Annotated in this window: 24 protein-coding genes; 18 read left to right on the forward strand and 6 right to left on the reverse strand. The window is 44.0% G+C overall.

What is annotated here, in order from left to right; translation table 11 throughout:
* Positions 1-30: 30 nt before the first annotated feature.
* On the forward strand, positions 31-999 hold the full coding sequence (locus tag AAA938_RS03260) for a KpsF/GutQ family sugar-phosphate isomerase (RefSeq protein WP_338227204.1): 969 nt from the start codon (positions 31-33) through the stop codon (positions 997-999).
* A gap of 7 nt (positions 1,000-1,006) precedes the next feature.
* Complete coding sequence (locus AAA938_RS03265) at positions 1,007-2,083, forward strand: mannose-1-phosphate guanylyltransferase (RefSeq protein ID WP_338227205.1); 1,077 nt, start codon at positions 1,007-1,009, stop codon at positions 2,081-2,083.
* 1 nt (position 2,084) lies between these two features.
* Here the strand turns inward: AAA938_RS03265 and AAA938_RS03270 are convergent, their stop codons facing one another.
* The 3 genes from AAA938_RS03270 to AAA938_RS03280 all read right to left on the reverse strand — a co-directional run bounded on the left by AAA938_RS03270 (position 2,085) and on the right by AAA938_RS03280 (position 6,146).
* Positions 2,085-3,959 carry a tetratricopeptide repeat-containing sensor histidine kinase gene (locus AAA938_RS03270; protein ID WP_338227206.1) on the reverse strand — a complete coding sequence of 625 codons (1,875 nt, stop codon included), beginning with the start codon at positions 3,957-3,959 and terminating at the stop codon, positions 2,085-2,087.
* A 208-nt stretch (positions 3,960-4,167) separates the two neighbouring features.
* The gene (gene rlmB, locus AAA938_RS03275; protein WP_338227207.1) at positions 4,168-4,944 is read right to left on the reverse strand and encodes a 23S rRNA (guanosine(2251)-2'-O)-methyltransferase RlmB; all 777 of its coding nucleotides are present in this window, start codon (positions 4,942-4,944) and stop codon (positions 4,168-4,170) included.
* Positions 4,917-6,146: a GWxTD domain-containing protein gene (locus tag AAA938_RS03280; protein WP_338227208.1), complete on the reverse strand. Its 1,230-nt coding sequence runs from the start codon at positions 6,144-6,146 to the stop codon at positions 4,917-4,919. The genes rlmB and AAA938_RS03280 overlap by 28 nt, the downstream gene beginning before the upstream one ends.
* Positions 6,147-6,206: 60 nt before the next feature.
* Between AAA938_RS03280 and AAA938_RS03285 the strand changes: the two genes are divergently transcribed.
* The gene (locus AAA938_RS03285) at positions 6,207-6,986 is read left to right on the forward strand and encodes a class I SAM-dependent methyltransferase (RefSeq protein ID WP_338227209.1); all 780 of its coding nucleotides are present in this window, start codon (positions 6,207-6,209) and stop codon (positions 6,984-6,986) included.
* A gap of 44 nt (positions 6,987-7,030) precedes the next feature.
* Here the strand turns inward: AAA938_RS03285 and AAA938_RS03290 are convergent, their stop codons facing one another.
* The gene (locus AAA938_RS03290) at positions 7,031-10,015 is read right to left on the reverse strand and encodes a glycosyltransferase family 117 protein (protein ID WP_338227210.1); all 2,985 of its coding nucleotides are present in this window, start codon (positions 10,013-10,015) and stop codon (positions 7,031-7,033) included.
* 169 nt (positions 10,016-10,184) lie between these two features.
* On the opposite strand from AAA938_RS03290, the gene trxA reads away from it, so the two are divergent.
* The 13 genes from trxA (at position 10,185) to AAA938_RS03355 (ending at position 22,532) form a co-directional block, all read left to right on the forward strand.
* Positions 10,185-10,505, forward strand: coding sequence for a thioredoxin (gene trxA / locus AAA938_RS03295; RefSeq protein WP_338227211.1), 321 nt, complete (start codon positions 10,185-10,187; stop codon positions 10,503-10,505).
* Positions 10,506-10,591: 86 nt separating this feature from the next.
* On the forward strand, positions 10,592-12,013 hold the full coding sequence (locus AAA938_RS03300) for an MBL fold metallo-hydrolase (protein WP_338227212.1): 1,422 nt from the start codon (positions 10,592-10,594) through the stop codon (positions 12,011-12,013).
* Between the two features lie 107 nt (positions 12,014-12,120).
* On the forward strand, positions 12,121-13,527 hold the full coding sequence (locus AAA938_RS03305; RefSeq protein ID WP_338227213.1) for a hypothetical protein: 1,407 nt from the start codon (positions 12,121-12,123) through the stop codon (positions 13,525-13,527).
* Between the two features lie 16 nt (positions 13,528-13,543).
* Complete coding sequence (locus tag AAA938_RS03310; protein ID WP_338227214.1) at positions 13,544-14,125, forward strand: YeeE/YedE family protein; 582 nt, start codon at positions 13,544-13,546, stop codon at positions 14,123-14,125.
* A 12-nt stretch (positions 14,126-14,137) separates the two neighbouring features.
* Positions 14,138-14,632 (forward strand): YeeE/YedE family protein, encoded by a 495-nt coding sequence (locus tag AAA938_RS03315; protein ID WP_338227215.1) that lies wholly within the window; start codon positions 14,138-14,140, stop codon positions 14,630-14,632.
* 367 nt (positions 14,633-14,999) lie between these two features.
* Positions 15,000-16,166 carry an MFS transporter gene (locus tag AAA938_RS03320; RefSeq protein ID WP_338227217.1) on the forward strand — a complete coding sequence of 389 codons (1,167 nt, stop codon included), beginning with the start codon at positions 15,000-15,002 and terminating at the stop codon, positions 16,164-16,166.
* On the forward strand, positions 16,163-16,891 hold the full coding sequence (locus tag AAA938_RS03325; protein WP_338227218.1) for an acyl-[acyl-carrier-protein] thioesterase: 729 nt from the start codon (positions 16,163-16,165) through the stop codon (positions 16,889-16,891). The genes AAA938_RS03320 and AAA938_RS03325 overlap by 4 nt, the downstream gene beginning before the upstream one ends.
* Positions 16,892-17,045: 154 nt before the next feature.
* Positions 17,046-18,101 (forward strand): c-type cytochrome, encoded by a 1,056-nt coding sequence (locus AAA938_RS03330; RefSeq protein ID WP_338227219.1) that lies wholly within the window; start codon positions 17,046-17,048, stop codon positions 18,099-18,101.
* A complete protein-coding gene (locus tag AAA938_RS03335) occupies positions 18,101-19,453 on the forward strand; it encodes a hypothetical protein (protein WP_338227221.1) in 1,353 nt (450 codons plus the stop codon). Before AAA938_RS03330 ends, AAA938_RS03335 begins: the two co-directional genes overlap by 1 nt.
* Positions 19,454-19,905: 452 nt before the next feature.
* Positions 19,906-20,871, forward strand: coding sequence for a fatty acid desaturase family protein (locus AAA938_RS03340; protein ID WP_338227222.1), 966 nt, complete (start codon positions 19,906-19,908; stop codon positions 20,869-20,871).
* A gap of 10 nt (positions 20,872-20,881) precedes the next feature.
* A complete protein-coding gene (locus tag AAA938_RS03345) occupies positions 20,882-22,075 on the forward strand; it encodes a DEAD/DEAH box helicase (protein WP_338227223.1) in 1,194 nt (397 codons plus the stop codon).
* A gap of 9 nt (positions 22,076-22,084) precedes the next feature.
* Positions 22,085-22,345, forward strand: a complete 261-nt coding sequence (locus AAA938_RS03350; RefSeq protein ID WP_338227224.1) for a cold-shock protein — start codon at positions 22,085-22,087, stop codon at positions 22,343-22,345.
* Positions 22,338-22,532 carry a cold-shock protein gene (locus tag AAA938_RS03355; RefSeq protein WP_338219166.1) on the forward strand — a complete coding sequence of 65 codons (195 nt, stop codon included), beginning with the start codon at positions 22,338-22,340 and terminating at the stop codon, positions 22,530-22,532. Before AAA938_RS03350 ends, AAA938_RS03355 begins: the two co-directional genes overlap by 8 nt.
* Positions 22,533-22,589: 57 nt before the next feature.
* Here the strand turns inward: AAA938_RS03355 and AAA938_RS03360 are convergent, their stop codons facing one another.
* The gene (locus tag AAA938_RS03360) at positions 22,590-23,585 is read right to left on the reverse strand and encodes a 2-hydroxyacid dehydrogenase (RefSeq protein ID WP_338227225.1); all 996 of its coding nucleotides are present in this window, start codon (positions 23,583-23,585) and stop codon (positions 22,590-22,592) included.
* Between the two features lie 56 nt (positions 23,586-23,641).
* Between AAA938_RS03360 and AAA938_RS03365 the strand changes: the two genes are divergently transcribed.
* Positions 23,642-24,079 carry a Dabb family protein gene (locus AAA938_RS03365; RefSeq protein ID WP_338227226.1) on the forward strand — a complete coding sequence of 146 codons (438 nt, stop codon included), beginning with the start codon at positions 23,642-23,644 and terminating at the stop codon, positions 24,077-24,079.
* On the opposite strand, the gene AAA938_RS03370 is transcribed toward AAA938_RS03365, so the two are convergent.
* Positions 24,080-24,487 (reverse strand): hypothetical protein, encoded by a 408-nt coding sequence (locus AAA938_RS03370; protein ID WP_338227227.1) that lies wholly within the window; start codon positions 24,485-24,487, stop codon positions 24,080-24,082.
* A gap of 99 nt (positions 24,488-24,586) precedes the next feature.
* On the opposite strand from AAA938_RS03370, the gene AAA938_RS03375 reads away from it, so the two are divergent.
* Positions 24,587-25,192 carry an alpha-ketoglutarate-dependent dioxygenase AlkB family protein gene (locus tag AAA938_RS03375; protein WP_338227228.1) on the forward strand — a complete coding sequence of 202 codons (606 nt, stop codon included), beginning with the start codon at positions 24,587-24,589 and terminating at the stop codon, positions 25,190-25,192.

A 25,192-nucleotide genomic window follows, 5' to 3' on the forward strand; every position in this document is an offset into this window, starting at 1 on the left:
GTACAAAATTAATGATAAACGCAGGTAAAATTGAATTTAGCTAAAAATATTAGAAATACTGCTTCCCGGGTTTTGCAAAATGAGGCAAATGCGATTTTGGGGGTAGTTGATTTTTTAAATGGAGATTTTGAAGCATGTGTGGAGCAGATTTTGGCTTCCAAAGGACGAGTCGTGGTGACCGGTGTAGGCAAAAGTGCCATCATCGCCAACAAGATTGTGGCTACGCTCAATTCCACAGGAACACCCGCCTTGTTCATGCATGCCGCGGACGCTATTCATGGTGATTTGGGTATGGTGCAAGAACATGATGTGGTTATTTGTATCTCCAAATCCGGAAATACTCCGGAAATCAAAGTTTTGGTTCCTCTTCTCAAAAAGCTGGGTTCGGTCTTGGTTGCCTTGGTTTCCAATGTGAATTCTTATCTCGCTGAGCAGGCAGATTTTGTTCTGAATGCGACCATAGGAGAGGAGGCTTGTCCGCACAATCTGGCTCCGACTACAAGTACTACTGTTCATTTAGCCTTAGGCGATGCCTTGGCTGTTTGTTTACTTGAGGCAAGAGGATTTACTTCAGATGACTTTGCCAAGTATCATCCTGGAGGGTCTTTGGGTAAGCAGCTTTACCTGAGGGTAAATGATATTCTTTCCAAAACCCAAGTACCTGTGGTATCTGAAGAGGCCAGTCTTGCGGAGGTCATTGTGGAAATATCAGGAAAACGTTTGGGTGCCACTGCCGTACTAGATTCAGTAGGTAATCTGAAAGGGATTATTACTGACGGTGATTTGCGGAGAATGCTTCAAAAAAGCTTGGATATCGCCAATCTCAAAGCCAAAGATATCATGACTGTCAACCCAAAAACCATTGATGCGGATGAATTTGCCATTCGAGCGCTCAATTTGATGCGCAATCACAATATCACGCAGTTGGTTGCTTTGGACGGGGGAAAAATCGGAGGATTTATCCATATTCATGACCTGATGAAAGAAGGAATTGTTTAAGCCAAGCATGAAGCAAAAGCCCTATATCGTAATTATGGCCGGGGGAATAGGTTCCCGTTTTTGGCCTTACAGCCGGAAAAATAAACCCAAGCAATTTCTGGACATCTTGGGTGCCGGTCGTTCACTTTTGCAGATGACCTATGATCGATTTAGAGAAGTGGCTGATCCAAGTCGGTTTCTTATCGTCACACACAAGAATTACCTTAATCTCGTACTTGAACAACTTCCGGAATTAAATCCTGATCAAATCCTAGCCGAACCCCTTCAGAAAAATACAGCTAATTGTATCGCATATTCGGCTTATAAAATTCACGCTTTTGATCCAGAAGCTACCTTGATTGTCACTCCTGCGGATCATTTGATCCTGAGAGAAAACCGGTTTCAGGAATCCATCCAAAAGGCTTTGGACGCAGCCCAAGAAGAGGGACATTTGATTACGATCGGGATCAAACCCAATCGGCCTGAAACGGGGTATGGCTACATCCAGTACCATGAGGATATTCAGCAAGGCTCTGCTCAAAAAGTTAAAACCTTCACAGAAAAGCCCAATTCCAAGCTTGCAAAGGCTTTTTTTGAAAGTGGGGATTTCGTCTGGAACTCGGGGATGTTTGTCTGGAAGGTGAAAAGTCTCATAGACGCATTCAAAGCTCATATGCCGGATGTGGCCGAGGTTTTTGAAGAGGGCTCGGAGCACTTTGGTAAAGCCACGGAAGAGGAATTTTTAAACCGGGCCTATACTCTCGTCAAAAATATTTCCATTGACTATGGGATCCTTGAAAAGTCCGATCAAGTCTACGTAGTGCTAGGGGATTTTGGATGGTCAGATTTGGGTTCTTGGAGAAGCCTTCATGAAATCAGAGAAAAGGACGAACATGACAACGTCGTCGAAGCCAATGGGATGCTATTTGACACCCATCACTCTTACATCAAATCTCATTCAGAAAAGTTGGTGGTAGTTCAGGGACTGGAAAATTACCTGATCAGTGATACAGACAATGTCCTTCTGATCTGCAAGCTTGACGCCGAGAAGAAGTTCCGGGAGTTTGTAAGCAATGCCCGAAAGAAAGGGGAGGACTTCGTTTGATTTAGTATTCCGGTTCCAGAATCAAGCTTTCTTCTAGGGTAGCAATTAGTTTCAGGGTAGTTCCTTTTTGCATGGGAGAGGTTGAGATCTGCAAATCCCCTTTGAGGATTTTGGCCCGTGAATTCATATTTCTCCAGCCGTTTCCTTTTCCTTTTTTGAGTTGATTCAGGTCAAATCCCGAGCCGTTGTCTTTGATTTGGAAAAGCAGTTGATTCCAATTTTTCTCCAGGATTACTTCGATTTGATCAGCATCCGAATACTTGATGATGTTATTGATCCACTCCTGAGCTAGTCGATAAAGCGACACCTCCTGAATATCGCCCAATCTTTCCTCCAAGCCCGTCGCTTTCACCCGAATGCTGACTTTTCCTGTATCATTGATTTTCTGGGCAAATTCACGGATTCCTGCTTCTATCCCAAATCGGATCAGTGTGTCCGGCATCAGATTGAAACAGATCGCCTTCAACTCGTCATACATTCCTTCTAAGATTTGAGTCGAGGACTGGAAAATATTTTTTTCGTCCAATAGTCTCGATTCCAGCGACTTGATATTTAGCAGGAGCACGGTGATCATCTGCCCCAAACCGTCATGCAGGTCTTGGGCAAACCGTTTTCTTTCCTGTTCCTGTGATTGAACGGTCGCTTTCAATTCAGCTTCCTGAAGTTGGATTTCTCCTTCTTTTCTTAAAATCTCCTGCTGTTTGGAGGCTTTATTTTTTATCAAAATTGCCAGAGTAATAAGCAACAACACAAAAATCACCAAGATGCCAATGATCAGATAGTTTCTTTGATTGATTACATTTTGCTCGGCGAGTTGGGCATTTTGAAGGGCGATTTGCTGCTCCTTCTTTTCAGTTTCGTATTGGATCAAAGTTTCTGCGATAGCCTTTTCTTTTTCCTCCTGAAAAAGAGAATCCCGGTATTGATTGGCGAGAACCAACTGATCATAAGCCAGAGCCTTTTTGTCCCAGCTTTCATACAGATCGGCTAAATTTTTTCTGATATCATAGAGCTCATAGGTATTTCCTGTTTCGGAGGAGAGTTCCAAAGCAAGCATGAGGTTCCTTTCTGATTCTCCGTAATTGCCGACCGAATGCCAAAAAGAAGCCAAGTTCAAGTGACTGTCACTTTGAAGTGTAGCGTTATTCAGTTTTTTGGAGATGGTCACGGCCTGAGTGAGGGCAGCCTTAGCATCTTCGTTTTTCTCCATTCGTTTATAGAGGTTGCCCAAATTGGTGATCAATTGCCACTGCACAGTCAGGTTGGGATTGGAGTTGGGAAGTAATTCCAGACCTTGCTTATAGTTGATCAGGGCGGAGTCATACTTCAGGGCATTTTTGTAAACGATCCCGAGATTGTTGAAAACCCTTGCCATGCCCAAGGAATCTTGGAGTTCTTTTCGGGTTGCAAGGGTGTTTTTGTAATAACCAATTGCACGGTCAGAGTCACCGATTTCGTCCAATACGGTTCCGATCGAAAGCTGAATTCTGGACAGGAGGATTAGGTTGTCTTCATTTTTTTCCTTGGAGACTTCAGCTTCCTGAATTCTCAAGGCTTCGAATAGATGCTCCAGACATTCATCAAATTCCCCCAAGCGTTGGTAAGATTGGCCCAGACGATTCAGGGAATTGATCTGATTGGATGTAGAGATGTTCTCCAGCCTCAATACTTCCTGAAAATAATAAATGGAGCTATCGTACTGTCCCAAATAAAAATGGCTGCTTCCGATCAGATTGAGCTTATCATATGAATCTTCCTGAATGGAATTGGCCAGCCAAATTGCACTATCATACTTTCGCTGCTGATAGAATTCTTGTGCTTTTTCTAGGGGTTGTTGGAAAAAAGTAAAAACAATCAAAAATAGGGTATTCAACATGGTTTAGAGGAGTTTTTATCCTCGAAAAATAGCCAAAATTGAATGCAGAACAAGTTTTTTATTTTTAATAACGACTGAATAATCAACCCATCTGAAAAACAAATTGAAGCCACCCTTCTCTTTTGGTTATTTGTAAAGGAGAGCGGATTAATTGAGGATTTGTAAGAAGGAAAATTCAGGATTTGCCTATCAAATGGCTTGGTTCCAATTACTTTTTTCTCTGGCGAATGACTTCATAAATAGCCACTCCGGCGGATACCGAGACATTGAGGCTTTCAATTTTTCCAGCCATCGGGATTTTTACCTTTTGATCTACAATCCCCATGATTTCCTGAGAAATACCGTCTTCTTCTGAACCTAATACCAAGGCAACAGGAGATGATAGGTCCGCTTCGTACATGATCAGTTCGGTCTTTTCTGTGACTGCGACTAGGGCCAAGCCCATCTTTTGCAAATCCCTGCAGGCATAAAAGAGGTTTTTTACCCGGGCTACAGGAAGAAAATTAAGCGCACCGGCTGAAGTCTTCACCGCGTCGGAGTTGATCTGAGCACTGCCTCTTTCAGGAATGACGATCGCATCCACTCCGGCGCACTCAGCAGTTCTGGCGATTGCACCGAAGTTTCTCACATCCGTGATGTGATCCAAGACCAGAATAAATGGAGCCTTACCTTCAGCATAGCAAGTATCGATGACATGATCCAGAGAAGCATATTCGATAGCCGACATCTGGGCAATGACTCCCTGATGATTTTTTCGGGTAATTCTGTTCAGCTTGGCTTCAGGCACCCGAACCACCGGAATTCCTGCGCTTTTACAAAGCTGAAGCAATTCCTTGATCAGATCGTTATTGAGTTCTTTTTGAACCAAGGCCTTATCGATCTCTTTGCCTGCATGAATGGCCTCCATGACTGCACGGGTTCCAAAAATAAAATCCTTATCGTGGGCTCCTTTGTCTATCAGAAAGCCATCCTTCCGCTTCTCCATTGGGAAATGTTTTTGAACCAAATCGGCTGATAAGCTCTGGACCGGTTCAAGGTGTAGAAATGTGGGGTCAAAAGGGTTTTTGACCGGACAAAAGTAAACTTAATTTTCGAGGTAGCATCCATGCCGGCGTAAGTCCACACTTCACGGTCCATAGAAAAGTTGACTTCCTGAGGTGGTCCCATGACGATATAAACCATTCCTCGGTCTGTTTTCCAGCCTTCTTTAAAATCAGTAAACAGAATATTTGAAAATTCTACCATCCGGAAGTAGTTGCGGATCAGCTCTTTGGCAGTTTCCGGGTTTCTAGTTAAAGAGATCCAATATTCATCCAAAGCTTTCTTTTTGTCTGATGCCAAAAGAAGAGTCTCATGTTCCTTGCGGGTAGAAATATAAGTGACCATCTGGATCATTTCATCCCAGTCTTTCACTTTTGGGAAAGCGTCATGAGTGGATTTCAAAAGAATTCCTGTGGGGGCAAGTGTGTCGGTTTGGAAGAAATAGTAGCCTTCCTCCTCGATTTCTCTTGGAGTATTGGCAAAAAAGTCACCCTGATTAATTACTTCCAGTTCTTTGGGGACATCTGCGGGGCGGGTTTCCATTGGAGGAAAAGGCACGTCAAACTTAATCGGGTAGTAAAAACTATGAATGCTTGGTCTTCTTACTGTTTTGAAAAGCAAGGATTCTTTGATGTTTATGTAATTCTGATCGAATGGAACTTCATTGGAAAAATAAATTCCAAAGTCCGGAATGGATGAAATGAATGGGCTTTTCAGATCGGTGTGGTACACGTATTCATCTCCCTGTCTGGTGTCCAAAGCTGTCAGTAGCACAACAGCAACTTGGGTGGAGGGCTTTAGGCTGATGGTTTTTTCAAAAAACCAATGCCTGTCTGTATCGGTGAGTAAATCTGCCGAAGTGAGCAGATTGACCTTCTCGGATGAAATTTCTTCATCGTAGGAATTTAGAAGCGAATAGCTGAAGCTGAAAGAATTGAAATCAGGTTTCTCTTCGATCTTTTCAATGACAAACTGAACCTTGAAGGTGGTATCATTGACTTGAACAGGAATCACCTTCAATCCAAGCCGTGAATAAAGAGAATACCTCAAGGACTGGTCTAGAGTCGATAGGGTTTTCTGTGCGGAAGCAATTGAAGTTGAAAAAATAAGTAAGATTAGGATGAATAAGAGGGGTTTTCGATTCATTGGGTACAAGTTCAGGTTTTAAAAATTAGCCTTACTTTTGCCAAAATACTAAATTTTAGAATGGCTACCTACACAACGGAAATCGCATCCGATAAGTTGATTAGTGATAATCCTATTCATCAACGCTTATTGAAAGCATACCTCGCGGCAAAGCCCTGGATCAGTGGAGATTTGCTGGAAATCGGCTGTGGAGAGGGGAGAGGTGTAGATGAATTGCTACCCCTTGCAAAAAGTTACCTAGGCTTGGATAAAATCGGAGAAGTGATCTCCATGCTCCAAAGCAAGTATCCTGGTGTAGATTTCAGGCAAGCCGTAATTCCGCCTTTTGATGGATTTAAAGAGGAGAGCTTTGATACGATCGTCAGTTTCCAGGTGATTGAGCACATTGAGAATGATCGACTTTTCTTGGAAGAAATCTACCGAATGCTTCGCCCGGGAGGTAAAGCGGTTATTTCAACTCCCAATAATACGCACACCCTTTCCAGAAATCCTTGGCACGTAAGGGAGTACCTTCCTCATGAATTGATTCAGCTTGCCTCGGGGATTTTTGACCGGGTAGAGGCTAAAGGAATCGGAGGGAACCAAAAAGTGTGGGATTACCACGAAGCCAATCGAAAGTCCGTGCAAAAAATCATGCGTTTTGACGTGTTGGATCTTCAGCATCGACTCCCCGCTTGGGTATTGAGAATGCCCTATGAGGTTCTGAATCGGATCAACAGGAACCGACTTCATCAGCAACGGGGAGAGTCTGTAGTGACCATTTCCCACGAGGATTATCCTCTTGTAGAGAATCCTGAAAAAGGACTGGATTTATTTTATATCCTTTGGAAAAAGGAATAGCTGTAAAAACAAAGAGAGTCGGGATTTTCCCGACTCTATTTGTTTTATCTTCTTTCCAGAATTCCCGGTTCTGAGCTTTCGCTTCCAATCAGGCTTTCCAATCTGAGTTTGAGATTTTGGGCTTCTTCCTGATAGCCTCTTTCTTCGAGAAGTGGAATGAAATACTTCACCATTTCGATGGAGATCATCATTTCCCGATCATAAGCTCTATCCTCCTGAGTATAAAACTCGATCATATCGAGGGACTTTTTGGAGATTTTGTCCACAATATCCAAAGCCTTCTCATCTTCTCCTACTTCAAAGAAAAGAGGTACGGATTGCCCGCTACTCAGATCGTAAGGAATGGCTTCATTCGGCATTACCTCCAGATTGCGATTAAGTACCTCTGCGGCTTCTTCCAGTTTGTCCTCATCCAATAGTGCCATGGCAATGCTATTGGCCACACTTCGGTGATTAGAGGCAAATCTGCGATATTCCTCATCCAGATAAGCATTTGGGTTATCCATGCCTCGGAATGCAAACTTTTCCATGAAGTTTTCATAGGCTATGTCTGTATTGACCAATTCTTCCCGAATGTAATCCGGCTTTCTCACAGGCAATAATCGGTAAGCCATACCTTCCATTACCACATGGTTGGAAATATTCAAGGAAATGGTAGACAGGGAGGTGTTGTTGAAATAAATCGGCCTGTCCCAGTTGTTGCTCACGATCAGGTCTATCAGCATCATATTGCCTTTGGTCAGGTAGTTGCCTTTTACTTGGAGATTGATTTGCGGAGCAAACAACTCTTTGAATTGTGGGGGAACGATTTCATCTTTATAAAGGAAGCTACTGTCTACTTCTAGAATCAAATTTCTGGAAGGAACCATATTCACCACGCTTTTTCCTCCGGTTTGCATTTTGAGCAAGTCTGAACCAGAGTTGAGCAGTTTCAGGTATTCTTTTGCGGAGATTGCATTTAGATTTTCCCGTTCCATGACGTAAAGGACATCATTGGTGCCTTTTTGGTAGCGTTCTTCAGATAGGGAGAAGGGGAGAGGATCAGATTCGTCTGCCTTCTTGGTCATCTGCTCCACATACCAGTCCGTATCAAAGTAGCTCAGTACAATCACCCGCACGTCTGTACGGAAGCCTTCCACCTCCTGCACGTACCAAAGCGGGAAGGTGTCATTGTCTCCACCGGTGAAGAGGATGGCATTCGGTGCGCAGGATGCAAGGAAATTTCGAGCCGAATCGACTGAGAAATAGCGTCCTTTTCTGTTGTGATCATCCCAGTTTTGTGCGCCCATAAGACCGGCAACAGGCAAAGTAAGCAAGGTGGCGATGATGCCTCCAGTTCCCAGATTCTTGGTCAGCTTGCCAAAAGCATGAGCCAGACCAAGTACTCCCAAGCCTGCCCAAATCGCAAAGGCATAGAAGCTACCCACGTAGATGTAATCACGCTCTCTAGGCTCCACCGGAGGTGAATTCAGATACAGCACCAATACCACCCCCATCATGAGGAAGAGCATCAGGTTCACATAGAAAAACCTCGGATCTTTTCTTGCTTGGAAAAAGAGCCCAATCAGCCCCAAAATCAAAGGCAGCATGAAATAGTTGTTATGCCCTTTGTTTTCGGTAATGTAGTCGGGGTATTTGTCCGAGAAAGAATCTGCCAGACTGATCCATGGAGCATCGGTGAAGTCACTTTCTCGTCCTGAGAAATTCCACATGAAATACCTCCAGTACATATGCCCAAGCTGATGGCTCAGCATGAAATAAATGTTATCACCAAACGTAGGTTCTTGACCTTCTCTCAGTCCCAGCTTGGAGCGGTAGATTCTTTTGTGATTTTCCTGAGTGGAATAAATCCTCGGTAGTATGGTTGTCTTTTCTGGATCGTAGGTGTTTTTCAGCTCATAATCCACAATCTCATACCGGTCTTTTCCTTTCATGTAGATAGGGGCTCCTTCTTCTTGAGAAACCAGCTGAGCGGTGAAATACTGCCCATGCAAAAGAGGCCGATACCCATACTGTTCACGCTTCAGATAAGAGACGAAGCTGATGATATCTTTGGGAGCGTTTTCATTGATGATGGGATCCTGATTTGCCCGCACGATGATCAGGGTATAGCTGCCATATCCGATAAGTATAAAGACCAGGGAAAGTAAAATGGTATTGAGCGTTACCTTTGCTTTCTGAACAGAATATCGGATTCCGAAAATCAATGCTCCCAAGAAAAGGGCAATAAACACCACGATCCCTGCGCCAAAAGGCAATCCCAGACTGTTGACGAAGAAAATCTCCATCGAACCCGCCAAAGAGGGAAGTCCGGGAATGATCAGATTATTGATGATAATCAGTGCTATCCCACCCAAAAACATGGCGTAAATCGCTCCTTTGAGAGTTGGGCTAGGATACTTTTTGAAATAATAGATCAAAGCCAAGGCTGGAAGCGTAACTAAATTCAGCAAGTGAACGCCTATAGAAAGCCCGACTAGGTAGGCGATGAAAATCAACCATCGGTTTTCCTCTTTCGGATCTTTGATCACATCCCACTTCAAAAATGCCCAAATCACAATTGCTGTAAAAAAGGAAGACATGGCGTATACCTCAGATTCCACCGCAGAAAACCAGAAGGAATCAGAGAAGGTGTAAATCAAAGAACCTACGATTCCTGCTCCCATCAAGGCGATGACCTGACCTTTGGACTCTTGTCCATCCTGAATCCCAAAGATCTTTCTGCCGAATAGGGTGATTGACCAAAACAGGAATAAAATGGTGAATCCGGAGAAAAGCGCACTTCCGATATTCATCCAATAGGCTACCTGAAGTCCATCTCCCATAGCCAAAAAGCCAAACATTCGGTAGACCAATAGCATGAATGGAGCCCCTGGAGGGTGAGGTACCTGAAGCTTGTAAGAAACTGCGATAAACTCTCCCGGATCCCAGAAACTGGCGGTTTGTTCTACAGTAAGGACATAGACCAAGGTAGAAACAGCAAAAATGATCCACCCGGTTAGATTATTGATCTGCTTGTAATTGAGCATTAAATCGGAAAATTAGACGGGCGAAAATATAAAATTTTACTCCAATTCAGGGGATTTTAGGACTTTTTAAGGGGGGAGAAAATGCTTAGAATTTGGATGTGACAAAAATTACTGTTCATGCGGCGCTTTTGGGTGTAGTTTTGTTCCATCATTTCAAACTCCAACAATTATGAGTGCACAACCAAAAACATTTCAGGAACTGATCGATGGAGATACCCCGGTATTGGTGGATTTCTTTGCCGTTTGGTGTGGTCCCTGCAAAATGATGCAACCCATTTTGGAAGATACCGCAAGACAATTGGGAGATAAAGTGAAAATCGTCAAAGTAGACGTGGACAGGAATCCTCTTGCAGCTAGCAAGTTTCAGGTTCGTGGAGTGCCGACTTTGATTTTGTTTCACAAAGGAAAAGTCGTTTGGAGACAATCCGGGGTAGTTCCTGCCCATCAGTTGGTCCAAATCCTCGAGTCCAATTTGCTGGCAAATGCTTGATGTCCATGTGACAAAAGTCATTTTAGCCCAAGAATCAGAAAAATAACTTTACACTACCTTTTAGAAAAAACAAACACAGCAAGGCTATGAAAATAGAACAGATTTATACCGGATGTCTGGCACAAGGTGCCTACTACATCGAATCAGAAGGAGAAGCAGCAGTCATTGACCCTCTCAGAGAGGTGCAGCCTTACATCGAAAAGGCTGAGCGAAGAAACGCCAAGATCAAATACGTATTTGAGACTCATTTTCATGCTGATTTCGTGTCTGGGCACAAAGATTTGGCTGCCAAGACAGGAGCCAAAATTGTCTACGGACCTACCGGTATGAAAATGGGCTTTGATGCCATCGTAGCAGAAGACAATCAGGAATTTACTCTAGGCAAAGCTAAAATCAGAGTAATCCATACTCCAGGTCATACCATGGAGTCAGTTTGTTACCTTTTGGTCAACGAGGAAGGAAAGGAAGAAGCCTTGTTTACCGGGGATACATTATTCATCGGAGACGTTGGGCGACCTGATTTGGCACAAAAAGTAATCAAAGACCTGACTCAGGAAAAGCTCGCCAGTCATCTTTATGATTCCTTGAGAAATAAAATCATGCCGCTTTCGGATGACTTGATCGTTTATCCGGCTCACGGTGCTGGTTCTGCCTGCGGCAAAAATATGAGCAAGGAAACTTCCGATACCCTGGGTAATCAGAAAAAGACCAATTACGCTCTTCAGCCGATGAGCAGAGAAGAGTTTGTCAAGGAAGTGTTGACAGGCTTGACTCCTCCTCCGGCTTATTTCCCACAAAACGTGCTGATGAATATCCAAGGATATGACAGTATCGATGAGGTATTGGAGAGAGGTATCAGACCTTTGAGCCCTGCCGAATTTGAAGTTGCTGCCAACGAAACCGGAGCCTTGATTTTGGATACCCGGGAAGCGCAGACCTTTGCCAAAGGATTTATCCCGAATTCAATTAATATCGGAATCGACGGAAGCTTTGCCGTATGGGTAGGGGCTATGATTCCGGACTTGAAGCAGGAAATCCTGGTAGTGGCAGACGAAGGAAGAGAAGAGGAAGTCATCACCAGATTAGCCAGAGTGGGATATGATTTTGCCATAGGTTACCTGAAAGGTGGCTTTAAGGCTTGGAAAGATTCTGGACAGGAAGTGGATTCCATTACTTCCATCACTGTGGACGAATTGGCAAAAATTAAAGAAGGAGATTCTTCCATTCATATTCTTGATGTAAGGAAAAACTCCGAGTTCATGTCCGAGCATGTAATCGATGCAGAAAATGCGCCGCTTGACTACATCAATGATAGCATGCTCAAGGTGAAAAAGGATCAAACCTACTACGTGCATTGCGCAGGTGGATACCGGTCTATGGTATTCAATTCCATACTCAGAGCTAGAGGGTATGACAACCTGATCGATATTGCAGGTGGATTCAAGGCTATCAAAGAGTCTGGCAAATTCAAAGTTTCGGACTATGTGTGTCCTACTACCCTCTTATAAGATTACGCAAGAGAAGTTGCATCACCTAAATGGCAGACCTGAGTGTCTGCCATTTTTAGTTTAATGATAGGAGATGTGATCAAAGTCACCAATTTCCAAGTCCATTTATGAAGAAATTTGCATCAGTTGTTTTCCTCTTTGCCTTGGTAGTTTCCTTGGTGTTGATGCCAAAAGCTTATGCCCAGCATCATGAAGCAAATGTGGATACAAGCTCAAACGAAAAGTTGTTTGGGAAAATATTGAAAACCGGACAGTTTGAATTTCACCTGAGGTCCTATTTCATGCATACTGAAAATCAGCCAGGCTTGCTCGACTACTCCACTTGGGGAACCGGTGCGGGATTGGGTTATTTCAGTCCAAGATGGAAAGGGTTTGGTGTGGGATTTAGTGGTTTTTTTGTTTTCAGATTTTTTGAAAACAACATCACCAAACTAGATCCAGCAACGGGTTTGGCCAATCGATACGAGCTTACCTTGTACGATGTGCATCACCCCGAAAATTACCATGACATGGATCGATTGGAGGAGTTTTACATCTCCTACGAAAAGGATAAATTCTCTACCTGGTTTGGACGTCATCATTTCGAAAGTCCTCTGCTCAACGCATCGGACAATAGAATGAGACCCAATCTATTCAGTGGAGTGACGGTAAACTACCTGCCAGGAAGGTTTAACCTTACTGGAGCTTGGTTTAATCACGTCATATCCAGAGGGTCTTTGGAATGGGTGTCCATTGACGAGTCTTTTGGCTTTTATTCCACAGGAAGAAATCCGACAGGATCGGATGAATCGTACAAGCATCATGTCCACTCAAAAGGAGTGGGGGTATTAGGTATCGAGTATTTTCTTCCCAAAGGAAAAATCCGATCCTGGAATTATTGGGCAGAGGGAGTGTTTGCCACGACATTCGGAGAAGTGACAGGGTCAACAGAGCTGGGAAAATCAGGCCAGTTCCACTACGGAGTGCAGGGTTTCTACCAATCTGCTTTGGGTGACGGAGGGAATCCGGACCCGAATAAGGCTTACACTCTTCCGGGAGAAAAAACTCACGGGGTTGGGCTCAGATCGGGAATTCAATGGGGGCATAATATGTTAAGCCTAAACTATCTCGGAATTTCGGATCAGGGAAGATTCCTGTTTCCGAGAGAGTGGGGAAGGGAGCAGTTCTTTGTCACCTTGAGGAGGGAGCGTTTTGAAGGAATGGGCGGAGTGAATGCAATCACCTTGCTCTATGACAAAACCTTCATTCATGACAAGCTGAAAGTGTCTTTAGGGGCTGGACATGTGACTACTCCCAATCTGGAGGAAATCCAACTGAATAAATATGGACTGCCTCATTACTATCACTTCACCGGTTTGATTGATTATCGCTTTGATGGATTCTTCAAAGGTTTGGACTTGCAGTTTTTGGTGGCTCACAAAAGAGAGGATACCGATCAGAAGCTGGGTCAGGAGTACGTGATCAATCGGGTCAATATGACCAACATGAATATTATTCTGGATTATAGATTTTAATTAATAAAAAAGAAAAATGGATCAATTTATTGAATGGATTAGTCAACCTTGGCCCTGGTATGTAGCAGGACCAATGATCGGGCTCACTGTCCCGGCCTTGTTGATTGTGGGGAATAAGACGTTCGGGATTTCTTCCTCCTTGCGTCATATCTGTGCGGCTTGTGTGCCGGCTGGAATTCCTTTTTTCACCTACAACTGGAAAAAAGAAGTTTGGAATCTCCTCTTCGTGCTTGGAGTAGCTATTGGTGGCTTTTTGGCTACCAATTTCTTGGCCAACCCCAACACGATTGTAATATCTGAAGCCACTCAGGCAGACTTGGCGGCATTGGGAATCACCAATTTCTCTGATTTGATGCCTTCTGACCTGTACACCTGGGAGTCGGTATTCACTGCCAAAGGACTCTTGTTCTTTGTATTCGGAGGCTTCTTGGTAGGTTTTGGTACCCGATATGCCGGTGGATGTACTTCAGGTCATGCTATTATGGGGATCAGTTCCCTGCAATGGCCCTCTGTAGTGGCTACGATCTTCTTCATGTTAGGAGGATTCTTGATGACCCACGTACTGATGGGACCTTTAATGAAACTTGTCGGATTCTAAAAAATTAAAATCATGTCAAAAGTATTGGAAAAGAAACCTCAAGTAGCCGATCCGCACTGCGTGGCTCCTAATCTCAGGGAAGATCATGATCGAGGTCTTGAGTTATTGAAATATCTGATTATCGGAGTGGTATTCGGAATTGTATTTGTCAAAGCTGAAATCATTTCTTGGTTTAGAATTCAGGAAATGTTCAGACTTCAGTCCTTCCACATGTATGGAGTGATCGGGTCAGCTGTAGTGACAGGAATTATATCTGTTCAGCTCATTAAGAGATTGAATGTGAAAACGATCCACGGAGAAGACATTGTGATCCCAGATAAGGTCTTTAGAAAAGGCCAAGTCATCGGAGGATTTATTTTCGGATTGGGCTGGGCGATTACTGGTGCATGTCCAGGACCGCTTTTTGCTCAAATAGGAAGTGGATATACTGTCGTATTGGTCACCCTGATTTCTGCCTTGGCAGGGACTTGGGTATATGGGAAGTTTGCCAGTAAACTACCCAATTAATTAACTTCAAATATACAAACTAGCCATCCCACGATTTGGGATGGCTTTTTTATTGAAATACCTTTTTGATGATAAAGCGGATCAGAAAAATGATGGTGAGGACAATTCCTCCTACGATGACAAATTCCATGTTGGCGTTTTTTTAGAAAACTTCATCAGAGGCGGAATGGTTTTTTGATTCTATAAAAGATATTTTTCTTTCCAGTGTCTATTTAAAAGGAAAGAATTTCTGACTTTGATTTTTCCGGCCTGTTGCTATTTTTCAAACACAGGCTTAAGTAATCACTATTATTTCCCGGTCATCCATTAAGAATGGAAATCAAGCCAATCTGCGTAACTTTGTGCGCTTTCTACCTTACCTATTTTCATGAATTACCTTCTCAAAAGAAGAATTGCCCTTGGGTCCATGTTCTTTTTCATCGGACTTTGTTTTGCTTCCTGGGCAGCAAGGATTCCTGATATTCAAGCCAAATTTCAGCTTTCAGAAGGGCAATTGGGGACGATTTTACTCTGCTTACCCATGGGCTCTATGATAGGGCTTCCAATTGCCGGCTGGTCAGTGCATCGTTATGGCAGCCGAATTGTGATTCTCATCGGCAGCTTTATTTACGCTCTTACACTTCCTCTGATTGGCCTCGCACCTACTATTTGGGTGATTGTACCGGTGTTGATTCTTTTTGGGATGCTGGGAAATATCATGAATATCTCACTGAATACTCAGGCTTTGGGTTTGGAAGATCAGATGGGGAAAAGCATTTTAGCATCTTTTCATGGTTTGTGGAGTCTGGCAGGGTTTACTGGGGCAGGAATCGGTGCGGCAATGATTTTTTTGAAATTCAGTCCGGCAGCCCACTATGCTGTGGTTACTTTGATCTCGGTCGTTATTGTTCTTTTCGCTCAGAAATTTGTCCTCAATGACAAAACCGACTCGGAAGATGGAAGTGGGTTGGTACTCAAGCGCCCTGATGACCTCTTGCTCAGAATAGGGCTAATTGCTTTTTTGGGGATGATGACAGAAGGATGCATGTTTGACTGGAGCGGGGTTTATTTCAAGAAAATTGTCTTGGCCCAGCCAGAGTGGGTGGCTTTGGGCTACGTTTGTTTTATGGGGGCCATGGCTTCCGGAAGATTTTTGACTGATAAGGCTACTGCCCGCTTTGGGAGAGTGCCCGTTTTACGGTTGAGTGGATTGATGATTTTCGTTGGACTGTTGCTCTCTGTGGCTTTCCCGATGCTTTGGGTTGCGGCTGTTGGATTCCTTTTGGTGGGCTTTGGTGTTGCCTCGATCATTCCTGTATCTTATGGGATTGCCGGTCGGTCCAAATTGTATCCACCGAGCGTGGCCCTAGCCTTGGTGTCTACGATCTCTTTCTTTGGATTTTTGCTGGGACCTCCTTTGATTGGTTTTGTTGCAGATTTGTTCAACCTGAAGTTTTCCTTTGCCCTGATTGCTGTGAATGGATTGGGGATTGTGCTCCTGAGTAGCATCCGGAAGCAGGTATTTTTCACTGACCAAAAACCCGCAGAAGCATGAGCTATCCGGAGAATTTCCAGTTTGCCAAAAAATTTGAAGTCGGTTCTTACCAGGTTCATCCTCATGGGTCGATCCGGCTGAGTTCCTTGGCAGATCTGCTCCAGGAAATTGCCTGGAGACACGCGGATTCCGGAGACTTCGGAAGAAATCTCCTAGCCAATCAACAAATGTGGGTACTTTCCCGACTGGAAATGAAAATGATCCAACCACCCAAATGGGGAGATCCGCTACAGATTTTTACTGGTGGGAGAGGTGCCGAAAAGCTGTTTGCTTTTCGGGAGTTTTTGGTTTGGGATAAAAACAAAAGACCGATAGCCCGGGCAATGTCATCTTGGCTTTTACTGAATTCCGAAACCAAACGGATTCAGCGTCCTGAATCGGTTTTGCCTCCTGAACTCTTCGATCCCAATAAAAAACCGGCTTGGATTCCTGAAAAATTGGAGTTGGCAGGTGAAAAAATCAAAGAAGAGACGATTCGGGTGCAGAATTCGGATTTGGATCTGTATCAGCACGTCAACAATACGAGCTACATCCGCTGGGTGGAGAATCTCCTGGCTGAAACTTCTCTTTTTCCCAATCAGATCAAAATCAATTACCTCTCCGAATGCCATGCCGGAGATCAGGTTACTTTGGGTTTATTTCGGCTTGAAGAAGGATATTTCGTCTCAGGCACAGCAGGAAATAAATTTGTTTTCCTCGCTGAGGTATTACAATTAAAGACTTGAAGGCATAGGAGAATCTCCTGCTGTTATCTGAGTCTAAGCTTGGGTTTTTATCGGAAATAAAGCTCAGAAACCCACTCGCTTTTGTGATGTTGATCACATCTTTCCTGCCTCAATCCTTTCCATTTTTGTATCTTAGAAACTTACTCAGATTACTATGATGCAGCCATTTGTCAAGTTGATCACCCTTCTGGTAGCCTTGCTAGGTTTGGCTACGGCCTTGGTTGGAGTGGTTGGTTTTGTGGTGTTCCTTTCTTTCTCAGGAGTACAACTTCCACCTCTTTCCTCTAGCCCTGTATCTGTGGCTCAGGCAGTCGCCGAAATTCCTGCTGTAAAGGCACTAATGGAACCTGAAGGAATGTGGATAGCACCAGACCTGTCTAATTTAGAGGGAGATCCTGATGCAGAGAAGATCAAATACGGACGTGAGCTTATAGCCAATACTGCAGAATACTTGGGGCCAAATGGGAAAGTAAAAGCGATTTCCAATGGGTTAAACTGCCAAAACTGCCATCTCCAGGCAGGTACAGCTCCTTTGGGAAACAACTACGGTGCTGTGGCATCCACTTATCCCAAAGTGCGGGCTCGCTCTGGACAGTCTGAGGATATTCCGAAGCGAATCAATGATTGCTTTGAGCGGAGCTTGAATGGTCAGCCTTTGGAAAGAGATTCAAAGGAAATGATTGCCATGGTCGCCTATATGGAGTGGCTGGGCAAAGAAGTTCCCAAAGGGGAAAAGCCAAAAGGAGTAGGAATCTATGAAGTTCCGTTGTTAGATAGGGCCGCAGATCCGGTTAAGGGCAAGCTGGTTTATGATAATCAATGTGTGAGTTGCCATCAGGCTGATGGACAGGGAATGCCAAGACAAGATGGATTGGGTTACATTTATCCGCCGCTTTGGGGAGATCATAGCTACAATCAAGGCGCTGGACTCTTCCGATTGTCAAGGTTTGCAGGCTACGTCAAAGCAAACATGCCTTTGGGGGCCACTTATCAGAATCCAATGCTAAGCGATGAGGAGGCTTGGGATGTCGCAGCTTATGTGAACAGCCTGGAGAGACCTTCCAAAGATCTGTCAGGAGATTGGCCTGATATCTCCAAGAAGCCCATGGACCATCCATTTGGTCCTTTCTCTGATGATTTCACTGAGGAGCAGCACAAATTTGGCCCTTTCAAGCCCATTCAGGAGGCCAAACAAAAAGCCAGCAAGTAATGCGATTTTCTTTTCTATTATCCCTACTCCTTTTGATAGGAGCAGGTGTGGTATGGGCTCAAGAGAAGGAAAGAAAGCTTGAACTGAGTCCAGATCTTCACTTTCGGACTTTTTGGATGAGTACTGCTTATCCTGGGTTGGATTTCAAAGAGGATTATGCCCTCGGAATGAGTCTCAATCTGGGAGGAAAAATTAAATACAGAGAAAACTGGACTTTTCATGCCGGATATCGGGTCTTTGCCAATGCATGGAGCTCGGATATTTGGGAGGCGGATCCCCTTTCATCCCAGAGTAATCGCTACGAGACAGGCCTTTTTGATCTGCTGAATCCAAGAGATCGGTTTTTTGGCAGGCTGGAAACTCTCTCTTTGGAATATTCCCAAGACAAATTTGGTGTAAAATTCGGTCGCATGGGCGTCAATTCAGATTGGATTAATGCCCAGGATGGGAGATTGGCTCCCACTGCAGTCGAAGGAGGATACGCTTGGTTTCAACCCGATAAGCGCTGGAAACTCGGAATTTGGGCGATTGGGAGAATGAATATTCGAGGAAGTAAGGACTGGCTGAATCCGGGAGAAACTGTAGGAATTTATCCTCAGGGAAGAACAGAAGGTGGAAAGCCTGCTAACTATTTTCAGAATACGGAGAGTAAGTCTTTGGTAATCGCAGAGGCTGATCGCATGTTAGAGGGCGGGGCGAAAATCCATTTTTCTACAACTATTGCTCAAAACCTGTTTTCCACTTATTGGTTGGCCTTTGAGAAAAACCGAAAGGGAGAAAAAAGAGCCTTGTTTTACGGATTACAAGCAGGACTTCAGCATGGTCTGGGAGAGGGGGGCAATCCTGATTTTGATTTGAGCTATAAGAATCCTGAGGATTTAAATTATGCTGTATCTGGAAGACTGGGCTGGAGTACCTCAAAATGGGTTACCCATCTCAGTTTTACGCAGGTAGGAGGAGACGGCAGATGGCTTAGTCCCAGAGAATGGGGGAAAGATGCCTGGTACACCTTTATCCCCAGGGAAAGAAATGAAGGATTTTCCTCTATCCAAGCTCTTGTGGGATATGGGGAGTATAGAATGGAAAAAATCCCGATGCAGCTCTACGTTCACGCTGGGGTCCACTGGCTAGCCGATGTGGATAATTCTGCAGGGAACAAGTATAATTTTCCGAGTTATTATCAGATGAATTTGGGGCTGAAGTATCAGGCAAAAAAGGTCAAAAACTTGGATTTTCATCTGATTTTGATGACAAAGCAGCCCTTGAATGGGGAGGACTTGTCCAATAATCAGATTTACAATAAGGTGGAGTTACTCCATATCAATGGGATCATCAACTGGAGGTGGAATTGAATCAATTCAGAGAGTTGGACAGAACCATTTCTAGGCCTAGATATGGATATTTTCCTAGAAAATTAGGAATTACAGAATGTTAGCCTCACCTTTGTCAGGTCGAAAAGATGTTTTCGACACTTGGCAACAAGTCATAGCATCGGCGATTCACCTGCCACAAGTAGCAAATCAAGAGTTCTCCAACATCAGGTTTTATTCTTCTTCTTCTACTTTTTTGATTCGAAACGGATCTTGATCTTTTTCAGAATTAAAACCTGCAGTTTATAATCAACACGAGAACCTTAGATTACCATTTATCATCAAAATTTCGTTTTCTTATTAAGACCATTCGATTTTCGGAATCAGCTCTTTCTGATTTCTCTGTTACCTTGCGCAATCGCGTAAATACCTATTTCAAGTCCACACAACAGACAAAGTTTGCAAACCGGGAAATGGTCCTCAAGACCATTTTTATGCTAGCCATCTATTTTGTGCCGGTTTTACTTGTCATCACCGGCGCGGTAGATCAGACTTGGCAACTCTACGCCTGCTTTATTTTAAGCGGCTTTGGCATGGCAGGTATTGGGATGGGGATCATGCATGACGCCATTCACGGTACATATTCCAGAAGGCCCCTGATCAATAAGCTTTTGGGCTATACCCTGAATATGGTAGGGGCTAATGCCACCGTTTGGAGGATTCAGCACAATGTTCTTCATCATTCTTATACCAATATTCATGAAGGGGATGATGATATCAATGCACCTTTCTTTCTACGCTTTTCTCCCAATGTGGAAAAAAATAAGCTTCATCCTTATCAGCACTGGTATACCTGGTTCTTTTATGGACTTTCCACGCTCTCTTGGGTGACTAGCAAGGATTTCATCCGCTTGAACCGCTATTACAAGATGGGCTTGCTTAAAGGAGAAAATGTCTATCGAAATACGGTATTCAAAATTGCCGCATGGAAGCTGGTTTATTTTGCATTCACTTTAGGACTTCCGATTGTCTTCTCTCCATTTGGGGTTGGACATATTCTTTTGGCCTTTTTTGTATTGCATTTTATCACCGGTTTGAGCATTTCCTTGGTCTTTCAGACAGCCCATGTGATGCCGGATATGGCATTTCCTCAGGCAGATGAATTTGGGATGGTCGAAGGGGAACGAATGCTTCATCAACTGGCAACCACGTCAAATTATTCCGAGAAAAGCAGAATTTTCTCTTGGATGATCGGAGGCTTGAACTACCAGGTAGAGCACCACCTTTTTCCAGATATCTGCCACGTGCATTATAGGAAAATAGCTCCGATCGTAAAAGCTACCGCCGCCGAGTATAATATTCCATACTTTTCAAAAAAGACATTTTTTGATGCTTTGAAGGCACATTTTCAGATGCTTCATTTCCTTGGAAATGCTGAGCTGGAACCTGTCAAGGCCTAATTAAAAACTCATGAACACAAGAAACAGAAATACTGCCAGGCCGAATACAGCACCCCGAGGAGGGAATGTAGACAGGAGGCAGAAAAAGAAAAAAGAGTCTTCCTTGGATCCCAAGCTTTTCGAGAAAAGAGCCAAGCCAAGTGGACAAGAAGGTTTTAGGACTGAAAAGTCCTTTGAGGATCTTCCCTTAAGCCCCAAAGTACTGAGCAATATTCAGGAAAAAGGATATCAGACATTGACTACCATTCAGGAGCAGTCCATTTTGCCTCTTTTGGAAGGAAGAGACATGATGGCTATTTCCAAGACAGGGTCCGGTAAAACAGCCGCCTTTTTGATTCCTATCATCGAGCATGCACTGAAAGACCCTAGAAACTACACCGCTTTGGTGGTGACGCCTACCCGGGAGCTTGCTTTGCAGATCGAAGAGGAATTCAAAAGCCTGACTTCAGGACTTCAATTGTACTCTGCTACCTTCATCGGAGGTACCAATATCAATTCTGACCCGGCTAAACTCAGCCGAAAACTTCAGGTCATCGTAGGGACTCCGGGCAGGCTTCTGGATCTCAGTGACCGCAAGGTTTTGGACCTTAGGAAAGTCAATACCCTGGTTTTGGATGAATTTGACCGAATGCTGGACATGGGATTTGTCCATGATGTAAACAAGCTGGTCAATCGAATTGGAACCCGGGATCAAACTTTGCTTTTCTCGGCCACATTGGAGCCAAACCAGAAAAAACTGATCGACGGATTGCTCAAAAATCCTGTAGAAGTCAAGGTGGATAGCGGCTCCGGAACCAATGAAAATATCGAACAGCAAACCATCCGGGTCCCAGAAGGCAAGGATAAGTTTGAAGTTCTCGCAGAGCTATTCCTGAATCCGGAAATGGAGAAGGTAATCCTATTTACCGAAACTAAGAGGCTGGCCGATAGGCTGGCAAAAAAACTGAATCAGTCGGGAATTCAAGCCGGACAGATTCATGGGGATAAGTCCCAGAATTTCCGAAATCGAATGATTGACGAATTCAAGTCCGGGGCTATCCGAGTGCTGGTTGCTACTGACGTGGCTGCCAGAGGGATCGATGTCGCTGATGTGAGTCATGTGATCAACTATCAGCGCCCGATGACCATGGATGCATACATCCATCGTATTGGCAGGACAGGCAGGGCCGGCAAGGTAGGCCATGCCATCACATTTGTAAACTAACCCCATTGCATGTCAAAAAATCAAAACACATTCATCAAAAAACAAAAAGCTGAGCTCAAAAGGAGAAAGCAAAAAGAGAAATTCGAAAAGAAACTGGAGCGAAAAGCACAGCCCAAAGACGGAAGTCTGGACAACATGATCGCTTATGTGGACGAATTCGGAAATATCTCGGACACGCCTCCTGCACCGCCAGTAGAGAAAAAAACAAATTCAAATCAATCCAATCAAAACAGAGTAAAAACAAATCAAAATTACAGAAATCATGAATGAAGGAACAGTAAAATTCTTTAACACTACCAAAGGTTTTGGATTCATCACGCCAGCTGACAACACTGAAGACGTGTTTGTACACCACAGTGGCTTGGTACACGAAATCCGTGAAAACGACAGAGTTACTTTTGACAAAGTTCAAGGTAAAAAAGGCGTAAACGCTGTAAACGTAAAAGTGGTAAGATAATCCAATCCTTGGATTTGATTTTAAGGCCCGGCTTGGTTTGCTCCAAGTCGGGCTTTCTTATGATATGGCGACTATATTGGTGAGGGGTTTTCCTTCTTCAAACTCAGTAATGTTTCTCAGCGTCGTCAGTGCGATTTGATCCAAGGCTTCCCGAGTAAGGAATGCCTGATGGCCGGTGATCAATACATTGGGAAAGGTCATGAGCCTGGAGATTTGCTCATCCTGAAGGATTTCTTCCGATAGATTTTTGAAAAAAATGTGCTCCTCCTGTTCGTAAACATCAATTCCAAGATATCCGATTTTTCTGGTTTTGAGGGCCTTGATCACAGCTTTGGTATCGATGAGTGCTCCCCGGCTGGTATTGATCAAGGCAACTCCATCTTGCATTTGCTGAAGCGTCTTGGAGTTGATTAGATGCCGGGTCTCTGGAGTGAGCGGGCAGTGGAGGGAGATTACATGGGATTTTGACAAGACTTCTTCCAGAGGCAAATAAGTAACCCCTATTTTTTTCATATCCTCACTGGGAAAAAGGTCATATGCCAAAACTTTGGCTCCAAATCCCTTGGCTATCCGACAAAAAGACTTGCCAATGGCTCCTGTCCCGATGACTCCGATTGTTTTTTCATAAATATTGACCCCTGTCAGCCCTTCCAAAGAGAAGTTGTTTTCTCTTACCCGGTTATAGGCTTTGTGGGTTTTTCTCAACAAGGTCAGCAAAAGGGCAAAGGCATGCTCGGCGACTGCCTCCGGACTATAAGCTGGAACACGCACGATCGAAATCCCCAGGTTTTTGGCGGCTTCCAGATCCACTTGGTTGTAACCGGCGCAGCGAAGAGCAATCAGCTGAATTCCCAAATCACTCAATTTTTTGAGTGTAGGCGCGTCCAATGGATCATTTACAAAGGAACAAATGGCCTGATGTCCTTCAGCTAGGGCCACGGTCTGTCGATTGAGCTGAGGTTCCAAAAAGCTGAATTCATGACCGAAGTCGGATGCATGCTTCAAAAAGCTTTCCCGGTCATAGGATTTGGTACTGAAAAAGGCGATTTTCACGGGAGTGGGAGGGATGAAGATGAAAGATAAATTTGCCTACAATTAAATAAATACCAATGAAAAAGCCATTTTACCTCATTATCCTTTTCCTATTGGGTGCAGTAGCCTGCGGACCCACCGAAAAACAACCTATTGTAGAAGACTCTATGCCACCAGAAACACAAATTATCGAGACTCCCATTCCCGACTCTGTCCTGCGTCATGTAGTACTCTTTGGATTCAAGGAAACATCCAGTCCGGAAGATATCCAGAAGGTTATTGATGCTTTCAAGGCTCTTCCTTCCCAAATCTCTGAAATCAAAGGATTTGAGTGGGGGGTCAATTCCAGTCCAGAAGGATTGAATCAAGGGCTGACTCATGCCTTTACCCTTACCTTTTATTCTGATGCTGATCGGGATGCATATTTGCCCCATCCTGCACACAAAGAGTTTGGAGCCGTTTTAGGCCCGCATTTGGAGAAGGTGACTGTGCTGGATTATTGGACTAAACCTTGATCAACGGTCTACCGGGAGGGTGCCGCCGTCTGAGCCTGCACTCTCCTGTACGTTAATTACTTCTGTGACTACAAATACGCTAGTCCCTCTCCAAGGCAGCATTCCGTTGTATTCTTTGTAGCGGAGTTCAAGGTGCTTTCCGGAATTTCTCTCCAGCTGAGCGGCAACTTCGGGATCGGTCACGCTGAATCTGAATTCATTGCTTTGGAGGGCCCCTGAAGTAGGACTTTGGAAGCCCTCTTGTACCATTCTGCCTTCGTAGGTCTTAAAGACCACCCCTTTTTTCACAAAATAGTTGAGGCTCCCTGCCTTTACTCCTTCCCCGAAAACAAAATAAAATTTCCACCAGAAAAAGATTCCGAGTACCAAAATCAGAATCAAACCTGAAATCCAAGCAAATTTTTTCATGATTCAATCAAATGAAGTTTTCGAAATATAATCAGGATTTTAAAATTCACTAGAGGCTGGAATTTTTAAACTTCGAAAAAAATTCAGGGTTTATTCTTCATGCAATCCTCCCTTTTCCCAAATCAAACTGAAAATCTTCTCCCATTTCAGGGAGAAATGTACTTGTTCCCTGATTTTTTCGCCAAAGAGCAGGCGGATCATTTTTTCGCAAAGCTCAGCGCTAGTTTGGAGTGGAGACAAGAACCAATTTGGATGTTTGGGAAAAGAGTCATGCAGCCTAGGTTGACGGCTTTGTACGGTGATCCAGAGAAGCCTTATGGATACTCAGGTATCCAAATGACCCCATCTGGATGGACTCCGGAATTGAGACATATTTTGGATTCTATTCAGGACTTTTCGCAAGCTGAATTCACCCATGTGTTATGTAATTTTTACCGGGATGGGAATGACAGCATGGGTTGGCATAGGGACAATGAAAAAGTTTTGGGGGAAAATCCTACAATAGCTTCGGTGACCTTTGGGGCAGAAAGAATTTTCCAGACTCGACCTTATTCTGAGAAAAGCCCCAAGCTCGACATATCCCTGACTCACGGGAGTCTTCTCCTGATGACTGGCGAGAGTCAGCACTTTTGGGAGCATCAACTTCCCAAGGCGAAAAGAGTCAATCAGGCGAGGATCAATCTGACCTTTAGAAGGCTTCTCTGA

The sequence above is a fragment of the Algoriphagus taiwanensis genome (assembly GCF_036245645.1).
GTDB lineage: Bacteria > Bacteroidota > Bacteroidia > Cytophagales > Cyclobacteriaceae > Algoriphagus > Algoriphagus taiwanensis.